The organism is Blautia sp. TM10-2, assembly GCF_003480845.1.
In the GTDB taxonomy this organism is placed as follows: Bacteria; Bacillota; Clostridia; order Lachnospirales; family Lachnospiraceae; genus Fusicatenibacter; species Fusicatenibacter saccharivorans.
Genome location: NZ_QUJZ01000002.1, coordinates 80,603 through 98,103, shown reverse-complemented (window position 1 = coordinate 98,103; position 17,501 = coordinate 80,603). Strand labels below are relative to the sequence as shown.

Genomic DNA, 17,501 nt, shown 5'->3' with positions numbered 1-17,501 from the left:
TATTCACACACTATTTTACAATTGCCGCACAAACAAAATCCACCTGTTCTGCTCCATTCACTTTCAACAGTGACGCAATGGCATCAACCGTGCTTCCCGTTGTGTAAATGTCATCTACCAGAAGAATCCGGCAGTATTTCATCTGTCCCGGCTTTGCCAATGCAAAAGCTCCCTCCAGGTTTTTCCGCCGCTCGGCGGGACTAAGCTCTTTCTGGCGTTTTGTTTTTTTCACACGGCGGATCAGGCGGGCATTCATGGGAAGTTCCATTTCTTCTGCCAGCTTTTCTGCAAATACCTCCGCCTGATTGTAGCCGCGCTGCCGCTGTCTCGCCGGATGAAGCGGCACCGGAACGAGCACCTCCGGATTTCTTCTCTGGATCTGCTTTCCCACATAGAAAAACGCCGCGTGAGCATAAAATCCAGCGTATTCCTGCCGTTCATGATATTTGAACCGCATCAGGGAAGCCTCAAGTTCCCCGTGGTAACCGTACGGCGCAAAACCGCGGTCGAAGCTGTGTCTCGTTCTGCTGCAGTCCCGGCAGAACTCTTCCTCACTGCCCACGGGTTTCCCGCATTTTTTGCACCGCGCACCCAGAATCGGATGGATCTTTTCCACACAATTCCGGCATAGATACAGTTCCTCACGTGACAGCAGTCCGTCACAGATGGGACATCGTCTCGGATAAACTGCGTTTAAAAGCCAGTTTCCTGTTTTATTTTTTTCTTTCATGTAACCTGCGCTTTCCCTTATCCACTCTGCCGGATGCAGCCGCATCCATGCCCCGGAAAAACGTGTTTACGCGTTTTCTTCCTGCATTTCCCAGATTCTTCTGGCGAGCGTTGTATACCGGTTCGCCTCGATATGATTTCCGATCATTGCCTGGAATGTCACATCACTTCCGACGATGGTGACGCACTTTCTGGCTCTCGTCACGGCCGTATACAGAAGATTCCGCGTCATCAGCATGCGCGGGCCGCCGAGCAGCGGAATCACAACCGCCGGGTACTCGCTTCCCTGCGCTTTATGTATCGTTGTGGCGTAGGCGAGCTCCAGCTCGTCCGCCTGTTTGAACGTATAGTCTGCGAATTTTCCTTCCTCAAACTCCACGGTGATCACCTCGGTATACGGGTTGATACTCCGGATCATGCCGAGGTCTCCGTTGAATACACCCATACCGCGCTCCGCCACGATTCCGTTGATGCCGCGGATTTCCCACTCCATCTGGTAATTGTTGCGGATCTGCATGACCTTGTCGCCCTCGCGGAGGATATTACCTCCATTTTCCCGCTCGGCTTTGTCCGGTGCGGGCGGGTTCAGGTATTTCTGCAGAATCTGATTCAGATTTTCCACGCCGAGTGCACCTTTCCGCATCGGAGTCAGAATCTGGATATCCTGCGGGCGGGCATCCACATAACGCGGCAGTTTCTGGGACACCAGCGTCACCAGCACTTTCCAGATCACGTTGACATCGTACCGTTTCAAAAAGAAGAAATCTTTGCTCTTATTGTCCAGTATAACCTCTTCCCCATTATGGATCTTATGTGCATTGACAACAATATCGCTCTGGGATGCCTGCCGGAAAATGTGCGTCAGGCAGACAATCGGAAAGCATTCCGAACGGATCAGATCCCGGAGGACACTGCCCGGGCCGACACTTGGAAGCTGGTTCTGGTCTCCCACCAGGATCAGCCTTGTTCCCGGCACAATCGCGGAAAGAAGGGCATGCATCAGGTGGATATCAACCATCGACATCTCATCAATGATGATGACATCCGCGTTGAGCGGATTATCTGCGTTCCGCTCAAAATGCACATTTGCCGAGGAATCATCCACATTTCCCGTCAGTTCCAGAAGACGATGGATCGTGCATGCCTCACAGCCAGTTGCCTCTGTCATTCGTTTCGCCGCTCTTCCGGTCGGCGCTGCCAGGAAAATGTCGAGGCCTTCTGCCTCAAAATAATGGATCATCGCATTGATGGTCGTCGTTTTTCCGGTTCCGGGACCTCCGGTCAGGATCATAAGACCGCTGTATGCCGCCTCAACGACTGCCGTCTTCTGCATCTCATCCAGCTCGATCTGATATTTTTTCTCGATCTTTCCGATCCGCTTTTCGATTGCCTCACGGTCTTCCTCGCATGTAATATTCAGCTCATGCAGCATGCGCGCCGTACTCAGTTCCAGATAATAATACTGGCTGGCGTACACAATCCGCAGCGGCTCATCCCCTTCCCGTTCGGCCGGGAGCTCGCGGATGACCGCTTTTTTGTCGATTGCCATATCCTGCAGAGATTTCTGCATCCGCTCCGGTTCTACGCCGAGAAGTTCCTGCCCTCTCCGAAGCAGCACCGGTTCCGGCAGATAGACATGGCCTTCTGCCGTCGCCTGATTCAGCACATACGAAAGACCGCTCTTGATGCGGAATTCGCTGTCCACGGCAATCCCGATTTTTCCGGCAATCTCATCCGCCGTCCGAAATCCCACGCCTGCGATATCTTCCGCCATTTTATACGGGTTTTCCTTTAAAATCCGGTACACATTGTCCCCGTACTGCTGATAAATCTTTGCACCGAGATTCAGTGCAATGCCATATCCCGAGAGGAAAATCATCGCATTCTGCATTTCGGCTTTTTCTGCCACCTGCTGTGCAATTTCACGCGCTTTCCGCTCGCTGATTCCCTTTACCTCCGCGAGGCGCTCCGGCTCTTCCTCGATGATCCGAAGCGTATCGTCACCGAAGCGGCGCACAATTCTTGCCGCCAGCGCCGCACCGACTCCTTTGATCGCACCGGAACCGAGATACCGCTCCAATGCAACAGAATCCTGTGGAACTTTCGTCTCATAGGATTCAATGCGGAACTGCTTTCCATAGGCAGCATGTTTAATATAATCTCCGGAAGCCTCGATCAGCTCGCCCTCTCCGATCATCGGAAGCGTGCCGACGCATGTCAGCTCGCGCCCCTTCATGCTCAGATTCAGGACGGTATAGCCGTTCTCCTCATTTCGGAAAATAATGTGTTCTACGTAGCCTTCTACTTTTTCTTTTTCACTCATCTTTTATCAAAACTGGCTTTCAAATTCATTCATCACTTCGCGGTACTGGCCGGTTCCAAGGGCAACGACGCTCGCCGGATTTTCTGCTGTCACGGTATTGATGCCGGTCCGCTCCTGGATCAGCTCGTCCATTCCGGCAAGGAGACTGCCGCCTCCGGTCAGGATAATGCCGCGGTCGGAAACATCGGATGCCAGTTCCGGCGGCGTTTTTTCCAGCACGGCACAGATCGCGTCCGCAATCTGGTTTGTCGTCTGGGCAAGGGCACCTCGGATTTCGTCGGAGGAAACCGTAATCGTCGCTGGAAGTCCGGTGATGACGTTTCTTCCCTTGATCTCCATCGTTTTCTCCTCGGCCCGCGGATAAGCGGAACCAATCCGGATTTTCACTGCCTCTGCGGTCTGTTCTCCGATAAATACGTTGTATGTTTTCCGTACATAGCGGATGATATCCTGGTCAAATGTCTCACTGGAAATCTTGACCGAATTAGAAACAACGGTTCCCGCAAGCGAGATCACAGCGATATCCGTCGTGCCTCCGCCGATGTCCACGATCATATTTCCGCATGGTTTCGTAATGTCAATTCCGGATCCGATTGCCGCTGCCACCGGCTCCGGCACGATCAGCACTTCCCGGGCTCCCGCCTGGTACGTTGCCTCCTCCACAGCCTTCCGCTCTACTTCCGTCACACCGGACGGCACACAGACGCTGATTCTCGGTTTCCGGAATGCTCTTCTTCCCATTGCCTTCTGGATAAAGTAGCGCAGCATGCGCTCGGTGATCAGAAAGTCCGTGATCACGCCCTGCCGCATGGGCCGGACCGCCATAATATTGCCCGGTGTCCGTCCAATCATCTGACGCGCTTCTTCTCCAATTGCCCGTACTTTATCTGCATCTTTATCATACGCAACTACGGACGGCTCCTTTAATACAATGCCTTTTCCCTTGGCATAGACCAGGATGCTGGACGTCCCCAGATCAATTCCGATATCGGTCGTTGCAGCCATAGTAATCCCCTTTCCTGTTCTCTTTTATTTTTCTTTATTTTAATCTGTTTGAAATTTGTATAGAATAAGTTCGGGTTCAAAACACCCGAAACACAAAAGGATCGAATGTGTTCTGAACCCAACCCGCTTCTTATTATATACAATCCCTTTTAAAATGGAAAGGATTTTTTAGAGATATTTTTCGACATATTTTCCGGTGTAGGATACCGGGCTCTTGGCCACTTCCTCCGGCGTTCCGCACGCAATCACGGTTCCGCCGCCGTCTCCGCCCTCCGGTCCGATATCAATAATATAGTCCGCCGTCTTGATGACATCCAGATTGTGTTCGATAACAACGACGGTATTTCCGCCCTCGGACAGGCGGTGCAGAATCTCCACCAGTTTGTGGACATCCGCAAAATGAAGTCCCGTCGTCGGCTCGTCGAGAATGTAGATCGTTTTTCCCGTGCCGCGGCGGCTCAGCTCTGCTGCGAGCTTGATACGCTGCGCTTCTCCACCGGACAGCGTGGTGGACGGCTGGCCGAGGCGGATGTAGGAAAGGCCGACATCGTACAGGGTCTGTAATTTCCGGAAAATCGATGGTACCGGCCTGAAGAATTCCAGTGCCTCCTCGACCGTCATATTCAGCACATCGTAGATGCTCTTTCCTTTGTATTTGACTTCCAGTGTCTCACGGTTGTACCGTTTTCCATGGCAGACCTCACACGGCACATAGACATCCGGCAGGAAGTGCATTTCGATCTTCAGGATACCGTCGCCGCCGCAGGCCTCGCATCGGCCGCCCTTCACATTAAAACTGAATCTTCCCTTCTTGTAGCCGCGCGCCTTGGCATCCTGCGTTGCCGCAAACAGGTCGCGGATCTGATCGAACAGACCTGTGTACGTTGCCGGATTGGAACGCGGTGTTCTTCCGATCGGGGACTGGTCGATGGCGATGACCTTATCGAGCTGTTCCATACCGATGATGTCTTTGTGTGCACCCGGAATCGTCCGCGCACGGTTCAGATCTCTTGCCAGCCGTTTGTACAGAATTTCATTGACAAGGGAACTCTTTCCCGATCCGGAGACTCCGGTCACGCAGGTCATGACACCGAGCGGGAATTTCACGTTGATATTTTTCAGATTGTGCTCTTTTGCTCCGACTACCTTCAGCCAGCCCGTCGGCTTTCTGCGCTCGGACGGAACCGGAATTTTCAGCTCTCCGCTTAAGTATTTTCCGGTGATGGAATTCGGATTTTTCATCAGATCTTCCGCCGTTCCGATCGCCACCAGCTCTCCGCCGTGCTCACCGGCTCCCGGACCGATATCGACAACGCAGTCAGCGGCGCGCATCGTATCCTCGTCGTGCTCCACGACGATCAGGCTGTTTCCGAGGTCACGCAGATGTTTCAGCGTCGCGAGAAGTTTGTCGTTGTCTCTCTGGTGAAGACCGATGCTCGGCTCGTCGAGAATATAGGCGACACCGACAAGACCGGAGCCGATCTGCGTTGCCAGACGGATTCTCTGCGCCTCACCGCCGGACAGCGATGCCGTTCCACGCGCCAGGGTCAGATAGTTTAATCCGACATCCGCAAGGAAGCTCACACGCGCACGGATCTCTTTTAAAATCTGCTTTCCGATCAGCAGCTGCTGTTCGGAGAGTTCGAGGTTCTGCATAAACTTCTGCAGATTGTCGATGGAAAGGGATGTTACTTCAAAAATATTTTTATCTCCGACCGTCACACCAAGCGACGTCGGTTTCAGACGCTGGCCATGGCACGCCTGGCACGGGGTCACACGCATGAAGGTTTCGTATTCCTGTTTTGTAGAATCCGATCCGGTCTCACGGTAGCGGCGCTCTACATTTTTGATCAGCCCCTCAAAAGCCACATCGTACACACCGACGCCGCGCTGACCGCGGTAATGCACCTTGACGGATTTTCCGTTCGTTCCGTAAATCAGGATATCGTGGATTTTTTTCGGATATTCACAGAACGGAGTGGAAAGGGAAAAATCGTACTCCTCTGCGAGCGCATCGAGAATGGCTCTCGTATAGCTCGATTTGTCCGTGCAGGACTGCCAGCCGAGCACGGTGATGGCTCCGTCTGCGATGGATACGGTCTTGTCCGGAATCATCAGATCCTCGTCGAACTCCATCTTGTAGCCAAGGCCGGCACAGCTCGGGCAGGCGCCGAACGGGTTGTTGAAGGAAAAGCTTCTCGGCTCAATCTCCTCCATGCTGATGCCGCAGTCCGGGCAGGAAAAGCTCTGGCTGAAGTTGAGCTGATTTCCGTCCATCGTGTCGACCACCAGAAGGCCGTCCGCCAGATCCAGTACGTTCTCGACGGAATCCGTCAGACGTTTCTCAATGTCCGGTTTGACTACAAGACGGTCCACAATAATGGAAATGTTGTGTTTCAGGTTCTTATCCAGCGTAATCTCCTCGGACAGCTCATACTGGCTGCCGTCGATCATCACGCGGACATAGCCGCTGCGTTTTGCCTGTTCGAGCACCTTTTCGTGTCTTCCCTTGCGGCCGCGCACAACCGGCGCGAGAAGCTGGATTTTCGTCCGCTCCGGGAGTGCCATGATCTGATCGACCATCTGGTCCACCGACTGGCGGCTGATGACTTTTCCGCACTTCGGGCAGTGCGGAATACCGATTCTCGCGTACAGAAGACGGAAGTAATCGTAAATCTCCGTCACGGTTCCGACGGTGGAACGCGGGTTCCGGTTCGTCGATTTCTGATCGATCGAAATAGCAGGCGGCAGGCCTTCGATGCTGTCCACATTCGGTTTTTCCATCTGTCCTAAGAACTGGCGCGCGTAGGAGGAAAGGCTCTCCATGTACCGCCGCTGGCCCTCCGCATAGATCGTGTCAAACGCAAGCGAACTCTTTCCTGAACCGCTGAGGCCCGTAAATACAACAAACTGGTTTCTGGGGATATCGACATTCAGTGCTTTCAGGTTGTTCTCCCTGGCTCCCCGTATTCTGATAAACTCTTTTTTCTCTGCCATAACTGTTCCTCTTATTAATTGGAATCCCTGTCCGGACAGGGACAGGAATCTTGTCTCGTTTTCTCCCATTATAGCACACCGCCGTGCGTTATGCAAACATTTGTTCTATTTCTTTATCATCTTTTTACAGCAGAAAATCTGCCAGAATCACATTGCTGACGGAAATCCCATCGCGTGTCAGAGCCAGGCGCCCGCTGTGTTCCTGTAAAAGATGCATCGCTTCGTATTTCTTCAGAACCCCGCCGTATACGGCATGGATCTCCTTTCCAAACTTCTCCTCAAACTCCGCCGTCGAGATCCCTTGTGTCATTCGAAGGCCGAGAAACATAAATTCTTCCATGGCATCCTGCCGGGAAAGAATTTCCTCATCCTCACGGATCTTTTCCAGTGCTCCGCACGCTTTCAGATACAAAGATCGATCTGCAGTGTTCGTCCACCGGCGGTTTCCGAATAACGATGCCGCGGAAGGCCCGAACCCCAGATAATCCGTCCTTTTCCAGTAGCCGATATTGTGGCGGCATGCGAAGCCCGGCTTTGCATAATTGGAAATCTCATACTGGAAAAAGCTGTATTCTGCGAGGATTTCCGCCGTTCTGGCATACATTTCGCGTTCTGTGTCCTCATCCGGCAGATCCAGTTTCTGCTCCGCAAACGGGGTTCCCGGCTCCACGATCAGGCTGTAGGCGGAAATGTGCTCCGGAGAAAGCTCCGCGATCGTCCGAAGACTCTCTTCCCATTTCTCTTCACTCTGCTCCGGCAGACCTGACATCAGATCCACGTTGATATTCGCAAACCCGGCATCCCGTGCCAGTGCAAAACTCTCCTGAAATTCCGCAAACGTGTGGATTCTTCCCAGCCGTTTCAGCTCCTCATCGTGAACCGACTGACAGCCGATACTGATCCGGTTGAAGCCGCTCTTCCTGTAACATTTCAGTTTTTCCGCATCCAGCGTTCCCGGATTGGCCTCCAGCGTAATCTCAGCATCCTCTGAAAAAACGTACTTGCTCCGCAGTTTTTCCATCACACGGGCGAGCATTCCGGCATCCACTGCGGATGGTGTCCCGCCGCCGAAAAAGACGGAAATCACTTCACTTTCTGCCGTCTCTTCCGCTGCATCGATTTCTGCCAGCAGAGCCTCTTCATACTCCTTCTGCATTGCTTTCGTGCCCGGTCCCGAGACAAAATCACAGTAGGCGCATTTCCGGATGCAGAACGGGATATGCACATAGAGTTCCAGTGGTTTTCTTTTTTTATTCATTCTGCTTTTCCTCCGTACGATCGAAAGACCGGCCCCTGCGCTCCCGCAACAGCAGGCGGCGCCGACAGGCCGGTCTCATTTTTATTTCTTAATTTTCATCCAGTTTCAGTACGCTCATAAAGGCTTTCTGCGGAATCTCCACGTTTCCTACCTGGCGCATCCGCTTCTTACCTTCCTTCTGCTTCTCCAGCAGCTTCTTCTTTCGGGAAATATCGCCGCCGTAGCACTTGGCAAGGACGTCTTTGCGCATCGCGCGGACGGTTTCTCTGGCGATAATCTTCGATCCGACAGCCGCCTGGATCGGGATTTCGAAGAGCTGCCGCGGAATCTCTTCTTTGAGCTTCTCGCACATCTTTCTTCCGCGCTCGTAGGCAGATCCCTCGAATACGATGAAGGACAGCGCATCCACTTCTTCTTTATTGACGAGGATATCGAGTTTTACAAGCTCGCTTCTCTCATAGCCGAGCAGCTCGTAGTCGAATGACGCGTAACCTTTGGAGCGGGATTTTAAAGCATCAAAGAAATCGTAGATAATCTCATTCAGCGGGAGATGGTAATGAAGCATCGCACGCGTCGTCTCCATGTATTCCATTCCCTGATACTGGCCTCGTCTCTGCTGGCAGAGCTCCATGATCGGTCCGATGTAGTCGGTCGTCACCATAATCTCTGCTTTTACCAGCGGCTCTTCCATATAATCAATCTCGGACGGGTCCGGCAGATTCGACGGGTTGGTCAGGTCAATGACGGTTCCGTCGGTTTTGTGAACCTTATAGATAACGCTCGGTGCGGTCGTCACGAGATCCAGATTGTACTCACGCTCCAGGCGCTCCTGAATAATTTCCAGGTGAAGCAGGCCAAGGAAACCGCAGCGGAAGCCAAAGCCCAGTGCTGCCGATGTCTCCGGCTCGTAGAAGAGGGATGCATCGTTTAACTGCAGTTTTTCCAGCGCGTCGCGCAGATCGCCGTACTGTGCGCCGTCGGCCGGGTACATGCCGCAGTATACCATCGGGTTGACTTTTTTGTAGCCCGGCAGTGCTTCTGCACACGGACGGTCGGCATCGGTCACGGTATCACCCACGCGGGTGTCGCGCACGTTTTTGATACTGGCGGTGATATAGCCTACCATTCCGGCGGAGAGCTCATCGCACGGGATCAGACGGCCTGCGCCGAAGTAGCCGACCTCGACAACTTCCTCGACAGCGCCTGTCGCCATCATGCGGATTCTCGTTCCTTTTTTCACGCTTCCTTCCATTACACGGCAGGAAATGATGACGCCGCGGTATGCATCGTAAACAGAGTCGAAAATCAGTGCTTTTAACGGTTCCGTCGGATCACCTTCCGGTGCCGGAATTTTCTGTACGATCTGTTCGAGCACCTCGTCCACGTTCAGGCCGGTTTTTGCGGAAATCCGCGGAGCATCCTGCGCTTCCAGTCCGATGACATCCTCGATCTCTGCAATTACACGGTCCGGCTCGGCGCTTGGAAGGTCTACTTTGTTGATGACCGGGAACACATCCAGGTCATGGTCAAGGGCGAGGTAGACGTTGGCAAGGGTCTGCGCCTCGATACCCTGCGATGCATCGACAACGAGCAGCGCGCCGTCGCATGCGGCAAGGCTTCGGGAAACCTCATAGTTGAAGTCAACATGGCCCGGGGTGTCAATCATGTTTAAAATGTACTCCTCGCCGTCGGCCGCTTTGTATACGGTACGGACTGCCTGTGCCTTGATCGTGATGCCGCGCTCACGCTCCAGATCCATATTGTCCAGCACCTGATCCTGCATCTCACGCTCGGTCAAAAGGCCTGTTTTCTGAATAATACGGTCCGCAAGGGTTGATTTTCCATGGTCGATATGGGCAATAATACAAAAATTACGAATTTTACTCTGATCTATTCCTGACAAGTTTTTTCCTCCTGCTTTTTCACGGGTTAAATATCAATTTTATCTCATGTCTATTTTGTATGATACGAAATTCCACTCAAAAAAGCAAGATAAATTTATCCGCCTGATGCCGGACTTTTGCCCGACAGAACCTTATGCAGGATATCCGCAAACGGCCCCATTGCATTTTTCACCTCCTCGACCGTATTCGTCTGCGCACCAACCTCGAGAAGAACAGATCTCGGGCGGAGATGGAGGTTGTAGCGGTAGCCTTTTAAATAGATACAGCGTGAAAAGCCGGGATAATACTGTTTTGCCTCATACTCCATCTGAAAGGAAAATGCAAGGTTTTCCGCCTGATACGGATTGGGCAGGCTTGTCAGTTCGCCGCTTTCTTTCGTGCGGGAAAGGCCGTTGAAAAACATGATCTGCGCGGTCGGCTTTCCGTTGATTTCTGTCACAAGACGTTTTGAACCATTGACCCCGTCCCGGTGCAGGTCGATCACGACCTGAATGGACGGGTGTTCTTCCAGCGCCGCTGCGATGACCGGCTCCGCGTAGTTGTAGGCGCGGCTCCGCTCGAGACAGCCTTCTTTCATGTCAAATGCCTCTGTAATATGAAGCACTTCGTATCCGTACTGCTTTTCCAGAAGCTCCTGCAGATCATCACCGAGGCCGATTACCGTGTCCGCTCTTTCTCCCGGACGGGAATCGGCGAAGGTTTCCTGCGAATGGGTATGATAGATCAGAATCTGCGGGCCTTCGGCATTTTCCGGCAGGGTCAGGTCTTTTCCGAGCAGGGTGCTGCCGTCGATCTCGCCCGGCAGGACCGAAGTGTTGGGATCGACAACGAAGAAGCGGTTCAGGAGCGCCTGCGGGTCAGCAAGAAGGTCAGGGGAAATTGTCTCCTGAATCGTGTCGGCCTCCGGGTAGAGAATCTCACGCGGTGCGCCGCCGGTTTCGATGGTCTCCTCCGGGACAGACTGCGGCGCTTCGGGTTCTGCCGTTGATGCCGACTCTCCGGCTGCCGGTTCTGTGATTCCTGTTTCCGTCTGCTCCGGCTCCGTGATTTCCATTCCATCTTTTTGAGTTTCATCTTTTTGAGTTCCATCCTTTTGATCTTCCTCAGTTCCCTGCTCTTTCGATTCTGTCTGCCCTCTTTCTGCTCCCGGTCCCGGATTCGAATCCTGCTTCGCCGTATCCGTTTCCGCTGCTTCTGTCCCGGCAGACAGCGTATTTTCTGCCGTGCTTCCCTCCCGAAGCGCCGGTATCTGATCCCGCACTGCCGCGAGGAGATTTTCCATCCATCCCCTTCCGTCCTCTTTTCCGTCATAAAAAAGAAGCGGCATCATCACATCCACGGATAACTGCTCCGCCTGTGCTGCCGCCCGCTGCAGCAGAACTTTCCCCTCTAAGAAATGATTTTTCCGGAGAACCGCTGCACTGCGGAACAGCAGTATACTGCAGGACAGGAAAAGACATCCCCATCCGAACCATCGTCCATTTCGCCTGGCATTCCACATATTATCACCATATTCATGATATGTTACAGTTCCCCGGAAAATGCCTGATTCATACCTGCCGCAAGAACCCCGGCCAGGCGGCGGACCATCTCGTCGATCTCTTTTGTCGTCACGTAAAGGCTTTCGAGCGCCGGTGAAATGACTTCTCCCAGAAATTCATCCATCTCGGACTCCTCCAGCGATTCCAGAACGCCTGCGACGGCATCGTGGACGATCGTTCCTGCCCCTACAACGGTCGGCACACCGATTCCGATGACCGGCACGCCGAGCGTCTCCTGATTTAAGGCATTGCGGTGGTTTCCGACGCCCGAGCCCGGCCAGATTCCGGTGTCGGCAAGCTGGATCGTACAGTTCAGCCGGTGAATACTGCATGCGGCAAGGGCATCCACGGCGAGAATCACATCTGGATGGGTCTGTTCTGCCGTTCCGCGCAGGATTTCCACTGCCTCCATGCCCGTCTGTGCCATAACGCCGGGAGCAAGGGCACTCACTTCCCGGCCCTTCTTTCCGTAGGTGCGCACCAGATGGCGCGTAACGTTAAGCTGCTCCACCGTCTCCGGCCCGAGCGCATCCGGCGTGATGCCGCGGTTGCCGAGGCCGGCCACAAGAACGGATCCGCACGCTTCCGGCACCATTTCCATCAGACAGTGGGAAAACTCCTCCGCCGCTTTCCGGCTCTCCTCCTCGTCTGCCGTCAAAAGCAGCGGCGCTTCGATCGTCACATACGTCCCTTTCGGCTTTCCCATCATTTTTGCACCCTGCTCCGATGTGATTTTCATAATGGTTGTCTGAATTTCCGCCTTTCTTTTCTTCTTCTCAATCTCGACCCCGGAGATCTCCACATGGTCCCTCTCAAATTTTTCCTGATTCTCCATCGCCAGGTCTGTCCGCATCCTATACTTTCCTATCATACTTTTCTCCTTCTCCTGTATTTTTGTTGTAGTTTTTGCAATTTTTTCAAAAATATGTATTGACAAAACATGCGAAATATTATAGGATAATAAAGCATGTTTCAGTGGAGCGCCCGTGTCTGTTCCATTGAATAACATCCCTTAAATCACATTAATTTTAAAAATATTGGAGGTGTACAGTTTGGCTAACATTAAATCCGCAAAGAAAAGAATCCTGGTAAATCAGACAAAGGCAGACCGCAACAAAGCAATCCGTTCTGCAGTTAAGACTTCTATGAAAAAAGTAGATGCTGCTGTTGCTGCAAACGATAAAGAGGCTGCTGCTGATGCATTAGTAAATGCGATCTCTACCATCGACAAGGCTGCTTCTAAAGGCGTTTATCATAAAAACAACGCTGCCAGAAAAGTATCCAATCTGAGCAAAGCTGTAAACTCAATCGCATAATAAAGATATAAACCAAAGAGAACTTAGTCATACCGTCATGTGGCTGGGTTCTTTTTTTATGCTTACCAAAAGAGTGCGCCGCGACAGATCTTTTGATAAACACAGAACAAGGCGTACCGGTACAGGAAAACTGGCCGATACGCCTTGTTCTTTTTAGAAAACTCTGCTCTTACGCCGCCCTGCTGTATTTCGTAATCAGCAGCTCCACGCTCAGCAGATCGGAAATTTTTCCCGTCTTCACGTCCTCTTCCATCTGCACGCAGTCATTGACCGCCGCTTTTAATTCCTCCGCCGCATACTGGCGCGACATGGGAATATAGTTCCGCACAACGAAGCTCTGCAGTCCCGTCCGTTTTGCGATCGTCGCCTGATCGCAGTGCTCTGCCAGCAGCTCTTTGACCTGCAGCAGCAGATTGAACTGGCGTGCCAGCAGAAAGAGAATCCGCATCGGCGGCTCCTTTAAAGCCAGCAGATCCTGATACAGATCGAGCGCTTTCCGCTGCTTCTTCTCCGTTACCGCGCGGATCATCTCGAAAATCCGGTTCGTAATCTGCGTTGTGCAGACTGCCTCGATATCCGCCCGCGTGATCACATCTCTTCCCATCGTATAGCTGAGCAGTTTTTCCAGCTCCTGCGAGATATTTCCCATATCCGTGCCCGTCTTTTCCAGAAAATCTTCCATATCCTGGCGCGTGATCTTTTTTCCCTCTTTTTTCATCATGCCGAGTACCCAGGTCATCAGCGTCTTTTCGTCCTGACGAGCAAATTCCACTGCTCTTCCCTGCTTCTGCACCGCCTTGTACATACGGTTCCGCTTATCGACTTCCTCCTCCACGAAGATCAGCACCAGATAATCCGGCAGGGATCCCATGTAGTCTGCCAGCGCGTCGGCTTTGTTTTTGAAAAATCCTGTATTTTCCAGCAGAATCACACGGCGGTCCGCAAAAAACGGCATCGTCTCCGCAAGGTCAATCACTTTGGGAATCTCGGTTCCTTTTCCCTCAAAGCGGGAGAAATTCATCGTGTCGTCCTCCGGCAGCAGTGCATTTTTCAGCTTGTTTTTATACTGATGCTTCAGATAGGCTTCTTCTCCGTAGAGCAGGTAGGCCTGCTTAAAATTCTGCGTTTTGATATCTTCTAAAATGCTTTTCATTCCATCCTCTTTCTTTCGTTCCGGCAGAAGCACGTTTGCGCAGTGCCGCAGCAGCCGGAGCTTTTGACCATTCAGGAGACGGGAAATTCCACATCCGACCGGTATCCGTGAACCGCCAGGCGGTCACGCTTCAGCTGTACTGTCACGGCTCCATCCACCGGTGTTCCGTAGATATGGCTTTTGCAGGCACGAAGCCGCTCCAGCAGCTCCCGGTGCGGATGGCCGTACCGTCCCGGCCACGCGCAGGAAATCAGGCTGATCTGCGGCTGTATGCGGTTCAGAAATGCCTCGCTCGTTGAATTTCTCGAGCCGTGGTGCGCCACCTTTAAAATCTGGCACCGCTCTGCCGCCCCCAGGACCTCTTCTTCTCCGCTTCCCTCCAGATCTCCCGTCAGAAGTGCGCGGCAGGCACCGCAGGAAAGCTGTAATACAACACTTCCGGCGTTTTCCTCTCCCGTATAGTCTTCGCCCGCTCCCGGATGAAGTACCGATACGGTGAGTTCTCCTGCACGGATCTCGTCTCCCTTTTTTAGATATTCTACCATAATTCCCGCTTTTTGTGCGGCTAAAATAAAAGGATTTTCTTTTTCGCTTCCTTTCATCCACACAGGCAGGAACAGATGGCGGATGCGAAGCGCCGTTTTCTGCTCCCCGATCAGCTCCAGCAGTTCGAGGATTCCGTTCGTGTGATCTGCGTCCGGGTGCGTGACAACAACGGCATCAAGAGCGGCAATGCCGCGCTGTTTCAGATATGGGAGAATCCTTTTTTCCCCGACCGCAGACGCACTGCTGCTCCCGCCGTCATTCAGCATCACAAAACGGCCGCTCTCCACCACCAGCGAATCGCCCTGGCCGACGTCCAGCGCTGTAATGGAAAACGTTTCCCGGGGACGGTAAAAAAGCAGAACACAGGCAAAAAACATGGTAATACCAAAGAGCATCCGCTCCCGCTTTCGTGCCTGCGCACCTTTTCGTTTTGCCCCATCCGGATTCATCTCCCGTTTTCGTTTTCGCACATACAGTATCACCAGCAGACCGGTCAGAATGATTCCATATCCTGCCATCTGCCATTTTTCCGGCTGACCGCAGATCCACACATTTCCCGGAATCTGTGCGACCGCCGCTGTCATCTGCCGCAGAAGTGTGAGCAGGAACCGCGCCGGAAGCAGAACAACACTTCCCGCTTTCACGCTTGCCAGTCCCGCCAGAAGCCCCGCAGCACCCGTCAGCAGCACCGCCGTCATGACAGCTCCTGCAAACAGATTCGGCAGAAACGCAAAGAGCGGAATCTCATAAAAATACCACGCCTGCAGCGGGATCATGACAAGCTGCAGGGAAAGGTACACCATCGCAGCCTCTTTTCCTTTCACCGCAAGCTTTTCCAGCCCCGTTTTTTCCCCGCGTCTCTTCCGTTCCGCCTTCTCCCCCGCCAGAACCGGATAAACCCCGGAAATGGCTGTTACTGCTCCAAACGAAAGCCAGAACCCGCTCTGCTCCAGATACGAGGGGTTTTCTGCCAGCATCAGAATTGCCGCAAGAAAGAGCGCACTTAAGGAATCATACGTCCTTCCCACTGCGACAGCTCCCATCCGCACCGCAAACATCACCACTGCACGCACGGTCGCCGTTCCGCTGCCGGTAAACATGCCATACAGCACCATACCGGCGGCCGCTGCCAGAGACGCGGAAGTTTTCGGCAGATGCAGCGCCATCAGCAGCCGTCGGAGTGCCATGCCGAGCAGCATCAGATGCATGCCGGAAACGGAAATCAGGTGCAGCAGACCGCTCTGCTGATACGCCAGATACGTCTCCTCCGTGAGTTCCGACCGTTCCCCGAGCAGCATCGCAGAAAGCACACCTGCCTCCTCCTCCGGCATCATTTCTTTTAAAACGGCACAGCACCGCTCCCGCTCCAGCCGGAGCGCTTCGCCGAGATTCCACCGCCCGGCATCCACAACTTCCTCCCGCTCCGAAATCACGTAAAACGCACATCCTTTTCCCTCATAATATGTTTTCTCATCAAACATCCCCGGATTGCGCGGGCTTTCCGGCTTTTTTACAGTTCCGTACACCCGCACAGCGGCTCCGACCGGCAGATCTCCCCGCTTTGCGAGCAGATAAATTTTCCCTTTGCTTCCCTCCCCGCGCAGCACATACCCGCTGCTGCTGCTCTTTTTCTCATACGTTTCAATTGTCCCTGCAATCCACACCTTCCTGCCCTGCTGCGCTTTGTTTTCGTATTTGGGGTCAGAAAAAGGCGTGCCAAGAGGCACGCCCGCAATCCGCAGCAGCACAAGCACCAGCATGAATCCAAGACACGCCAGGCACATGGGCCGTTTTCTCATGTATCTTTTTCCTCCAGATAAGACAGGTCTTCCTCGTAGAACTGATTGAGTTTCATCGTTTCACGGAAGGTTACATCGCTCTCTCCGTTGATGGAAAACTGCACCTTATCCACCTTACAGTTCGCCGTGATGGAATCCACCACCGCGTAAATCGGAATCTGCTCCGCCACACTCGAAAGCGCAGAATCCTTAAAAGATTTGTCAAAATTCACATAGGCAATCCGATCGGATGTCGTGACACTTAAGACATTCATCGTATCCGGCAGCACTGCATAGTGGCCGTCTTCTTTCGGTCCCTTCATCAGCTGCTCCACCACGACACGCTCCAGCGGAATGTTCGTGCTGTACGGCACCCGCCGCGTCTCCTTCACAAGATGATCGCCTGCTTCATTTGCAAAATACAGTGTCAGCGTCGCATACTGATACTGATAAATTTCCCTTCCGGAATTTTCCAGAAAGCTGTCCGCCGTCATCGTTCCGATCTCGCGTCCTTTGGAATCCTTTAACGGATCCCCGTCGATCAGAAGCGTCACGCGCTCCACCTCCGGAACCTGCACAAAGGTACGCACCAGTCCTGCACGCACCAAAACCTCCTGCGGCCGCGCAAGCTCTCCGTACTCTCCGCTTAAGTTCAGCGTAAGGAGCCCGTTCTCCAGCGTATACGTCTTGATGGAAATCCCATTGGAAAGAAGTGCCTGGTTTCCGTCCTTGGCAGGTTTCTCCTGCAGCGCGTCAACCAGCTCCTTGATCAGTTTCTGATCCGTTCCTTCTTTTGGTTCATACGGCTCCTGCACCAGTGTTGTGCCGGTTTTGTCCAGGCAGTACAGGTGATACGCCGACTCCTTCTGGCTCTTCTGCCACTGCCCGCAGCCGCTAAGAAGCAGCACGCCGGCCAGCAGTACGCCAAGTATCCGTTTCATGTGCGCCACC

12 protein-coding genes are annotated in these 17,501 nt (G+C 53.1%); 1 reads left to right on the top strand and 11 read right to left on the bottom strand.

The features are described 5' to 3' along the window. Positions 1–10: 10 nt before the first annotated feature. The 8 genes from DXD92_RS02465 to gpr all read right to left on the bottom strand — a co-directional run bounded on the left by DXD92_RS02465 (position 11) and on the right by gpr (position 12,628). Positions 11–730 carry a ComF family protein gene (locus DXD92_RS02465; protein ID WP_158568322.1) on the bottom strand — a complete coding sequence of 240 codons (720 nt, stop codon included), beginning with the start codon at positions 728–730 and terminating at the stop codon, positions 11–13. Positions 731–796: 66 nt separating this feature from the next. After that, complete coding sequence (recD2, locus tag DXD92_RS02460) at positions 797–3,052, bottom strand: SF1B family DNA helicase RecD2 (protein ID WP_118639981.1); 2,256 nt, start codon at positions 3,050–3,052, stop codon at positions 797–799. Positions 3,053–3,058: 6 nt separating this feature from the next. Then, positions 3,059–4,057, bottom strand: a complete 999-nt coding sequence (locus DXD92_RS02455; protein WP_118639980.1) for a rod shape-determining protein — start codon at positions 4,055–4,057, stop codon at positions 3,059–3,061. A gap of 168 nt (positions 4,058–4,225) precedes the next feature. Then, positions 4,226–7,054: an excinuclease ABC subunit UvrA gene (uvrA, locus tag DXD92_RS02450; protein WP_118639979.1), complete on the bottom strand. Its 2,829-nt coding sequence runs from the start codon at positions 7,052–7,054 to the stop codon at positions 4,226–4,228. 124 nt (positions 7,055–7,178) lie between these two features. Beyond that, complete coding sequence (hemW, locus tag DXD92_RS02445) at positions 7,179–8,312, bottom strand: radical SAM family heme chaperone HemW (RefSeq protein WP_118639978.1); 1,134 nt, start codon at positions 8,310–8,312, stop codon at positions 7,179–7,181. A gap of 88 nt (positions 8,313–8,400) precedes the next feature. After that, entirely contained in the window at positions 8,401–10,215 is a 1,815-nt protein-coding gene (lepA, locus tag DXD92_RS02440; protein WP_022462217.1) for a translation elongation factor 4, read from the bottom strand. Between the two features lie 95 nt (positions 10,216–10,310). Then, positions 10,311–11,717: a stage II sporulation protein P gene (locus tag DXD92_RS02435; protein ID WP_243002019.1), complete on the bottom strand. Its 1,407-nt coding sequence runs from the start codon at positions 11,715–11,717 to the stop codon at positions 10,311–10,313. Between the two features lie 23 nt (positions 11,718–11,740). Beyond that, complete coding sequence (gene gpr / locus DXD92_RS02430; protein ID WP_118639977.1) at positions 11,741–12,628, bottom strand: GPR endopeptidase; 888 nt, start codon at positions 12,626–12,628, stop codon at positions 11,741–11,743. A 181-nt stretch (positions 12,629–12,809) separates the two neighbouring features. Here gpr and rpsT point away from each other — a divergent pair, with 181 nt between their 5' ends. Next, positions 12,810–13,073 carry a 30S ribosomal protein S20 gene (gene rpsT, locus DXD92_RS02425; RefSeq protein ID WP_118639976.1) on the top strand — a complete coding sequence of 88 codons (264 nt, stop codon included), beginning with the start codon at positions 12,810–12,812 and terminating at the stop codon, positions 13,071–13,073. A gap of 169 nt (positions 13,074–13,242) precedes the next feature. Here rpsT and holA read toward each other — a convergent pair whose 3' ends face one another. From holA to DXD92_RS02410, 3 genes are all read right to left on the bottom strand, one after another. Then, the gene (gene holA / locus DXD92_RS02420; RefSeq protein ID WP_055227342.1) at positions 13,243–14,226 is read right to left on the bottom strand and encodes a DNA polymerase III subunit delta; all 984 of its coding nucleotides are present in this window, start codon (positions 14,224–14,226) and stop codon (positions 13,243–13,245) included. 71 nt (positions 14,227–14,297) lie between these two features. Continuing rightward, entirely contained in the window at positions 14,298–16,571 is a 2,274-nt protein-coding gene (locus tag DXD92_RS02415) for a DNA internalization-related competence protein ComEC/Rec2 (RefSeq protein WP_118639975.1), read from the bottom strand. Further along, entirely contained in the window at positions 16,568–17,491 is a 924-nt protein-coding gene (locus DXD92_RS02410) for a GerMN domain-containing protein (protein WP_055227346.1), read from the bottom strand. The genes DXD92_RS02415 and DXD92_RS02410 overlap by 4 nt, the downstream gene beginning before the upstream one ends. Positions 17,492–17,501: the final 10 nt, after the last annotated feature.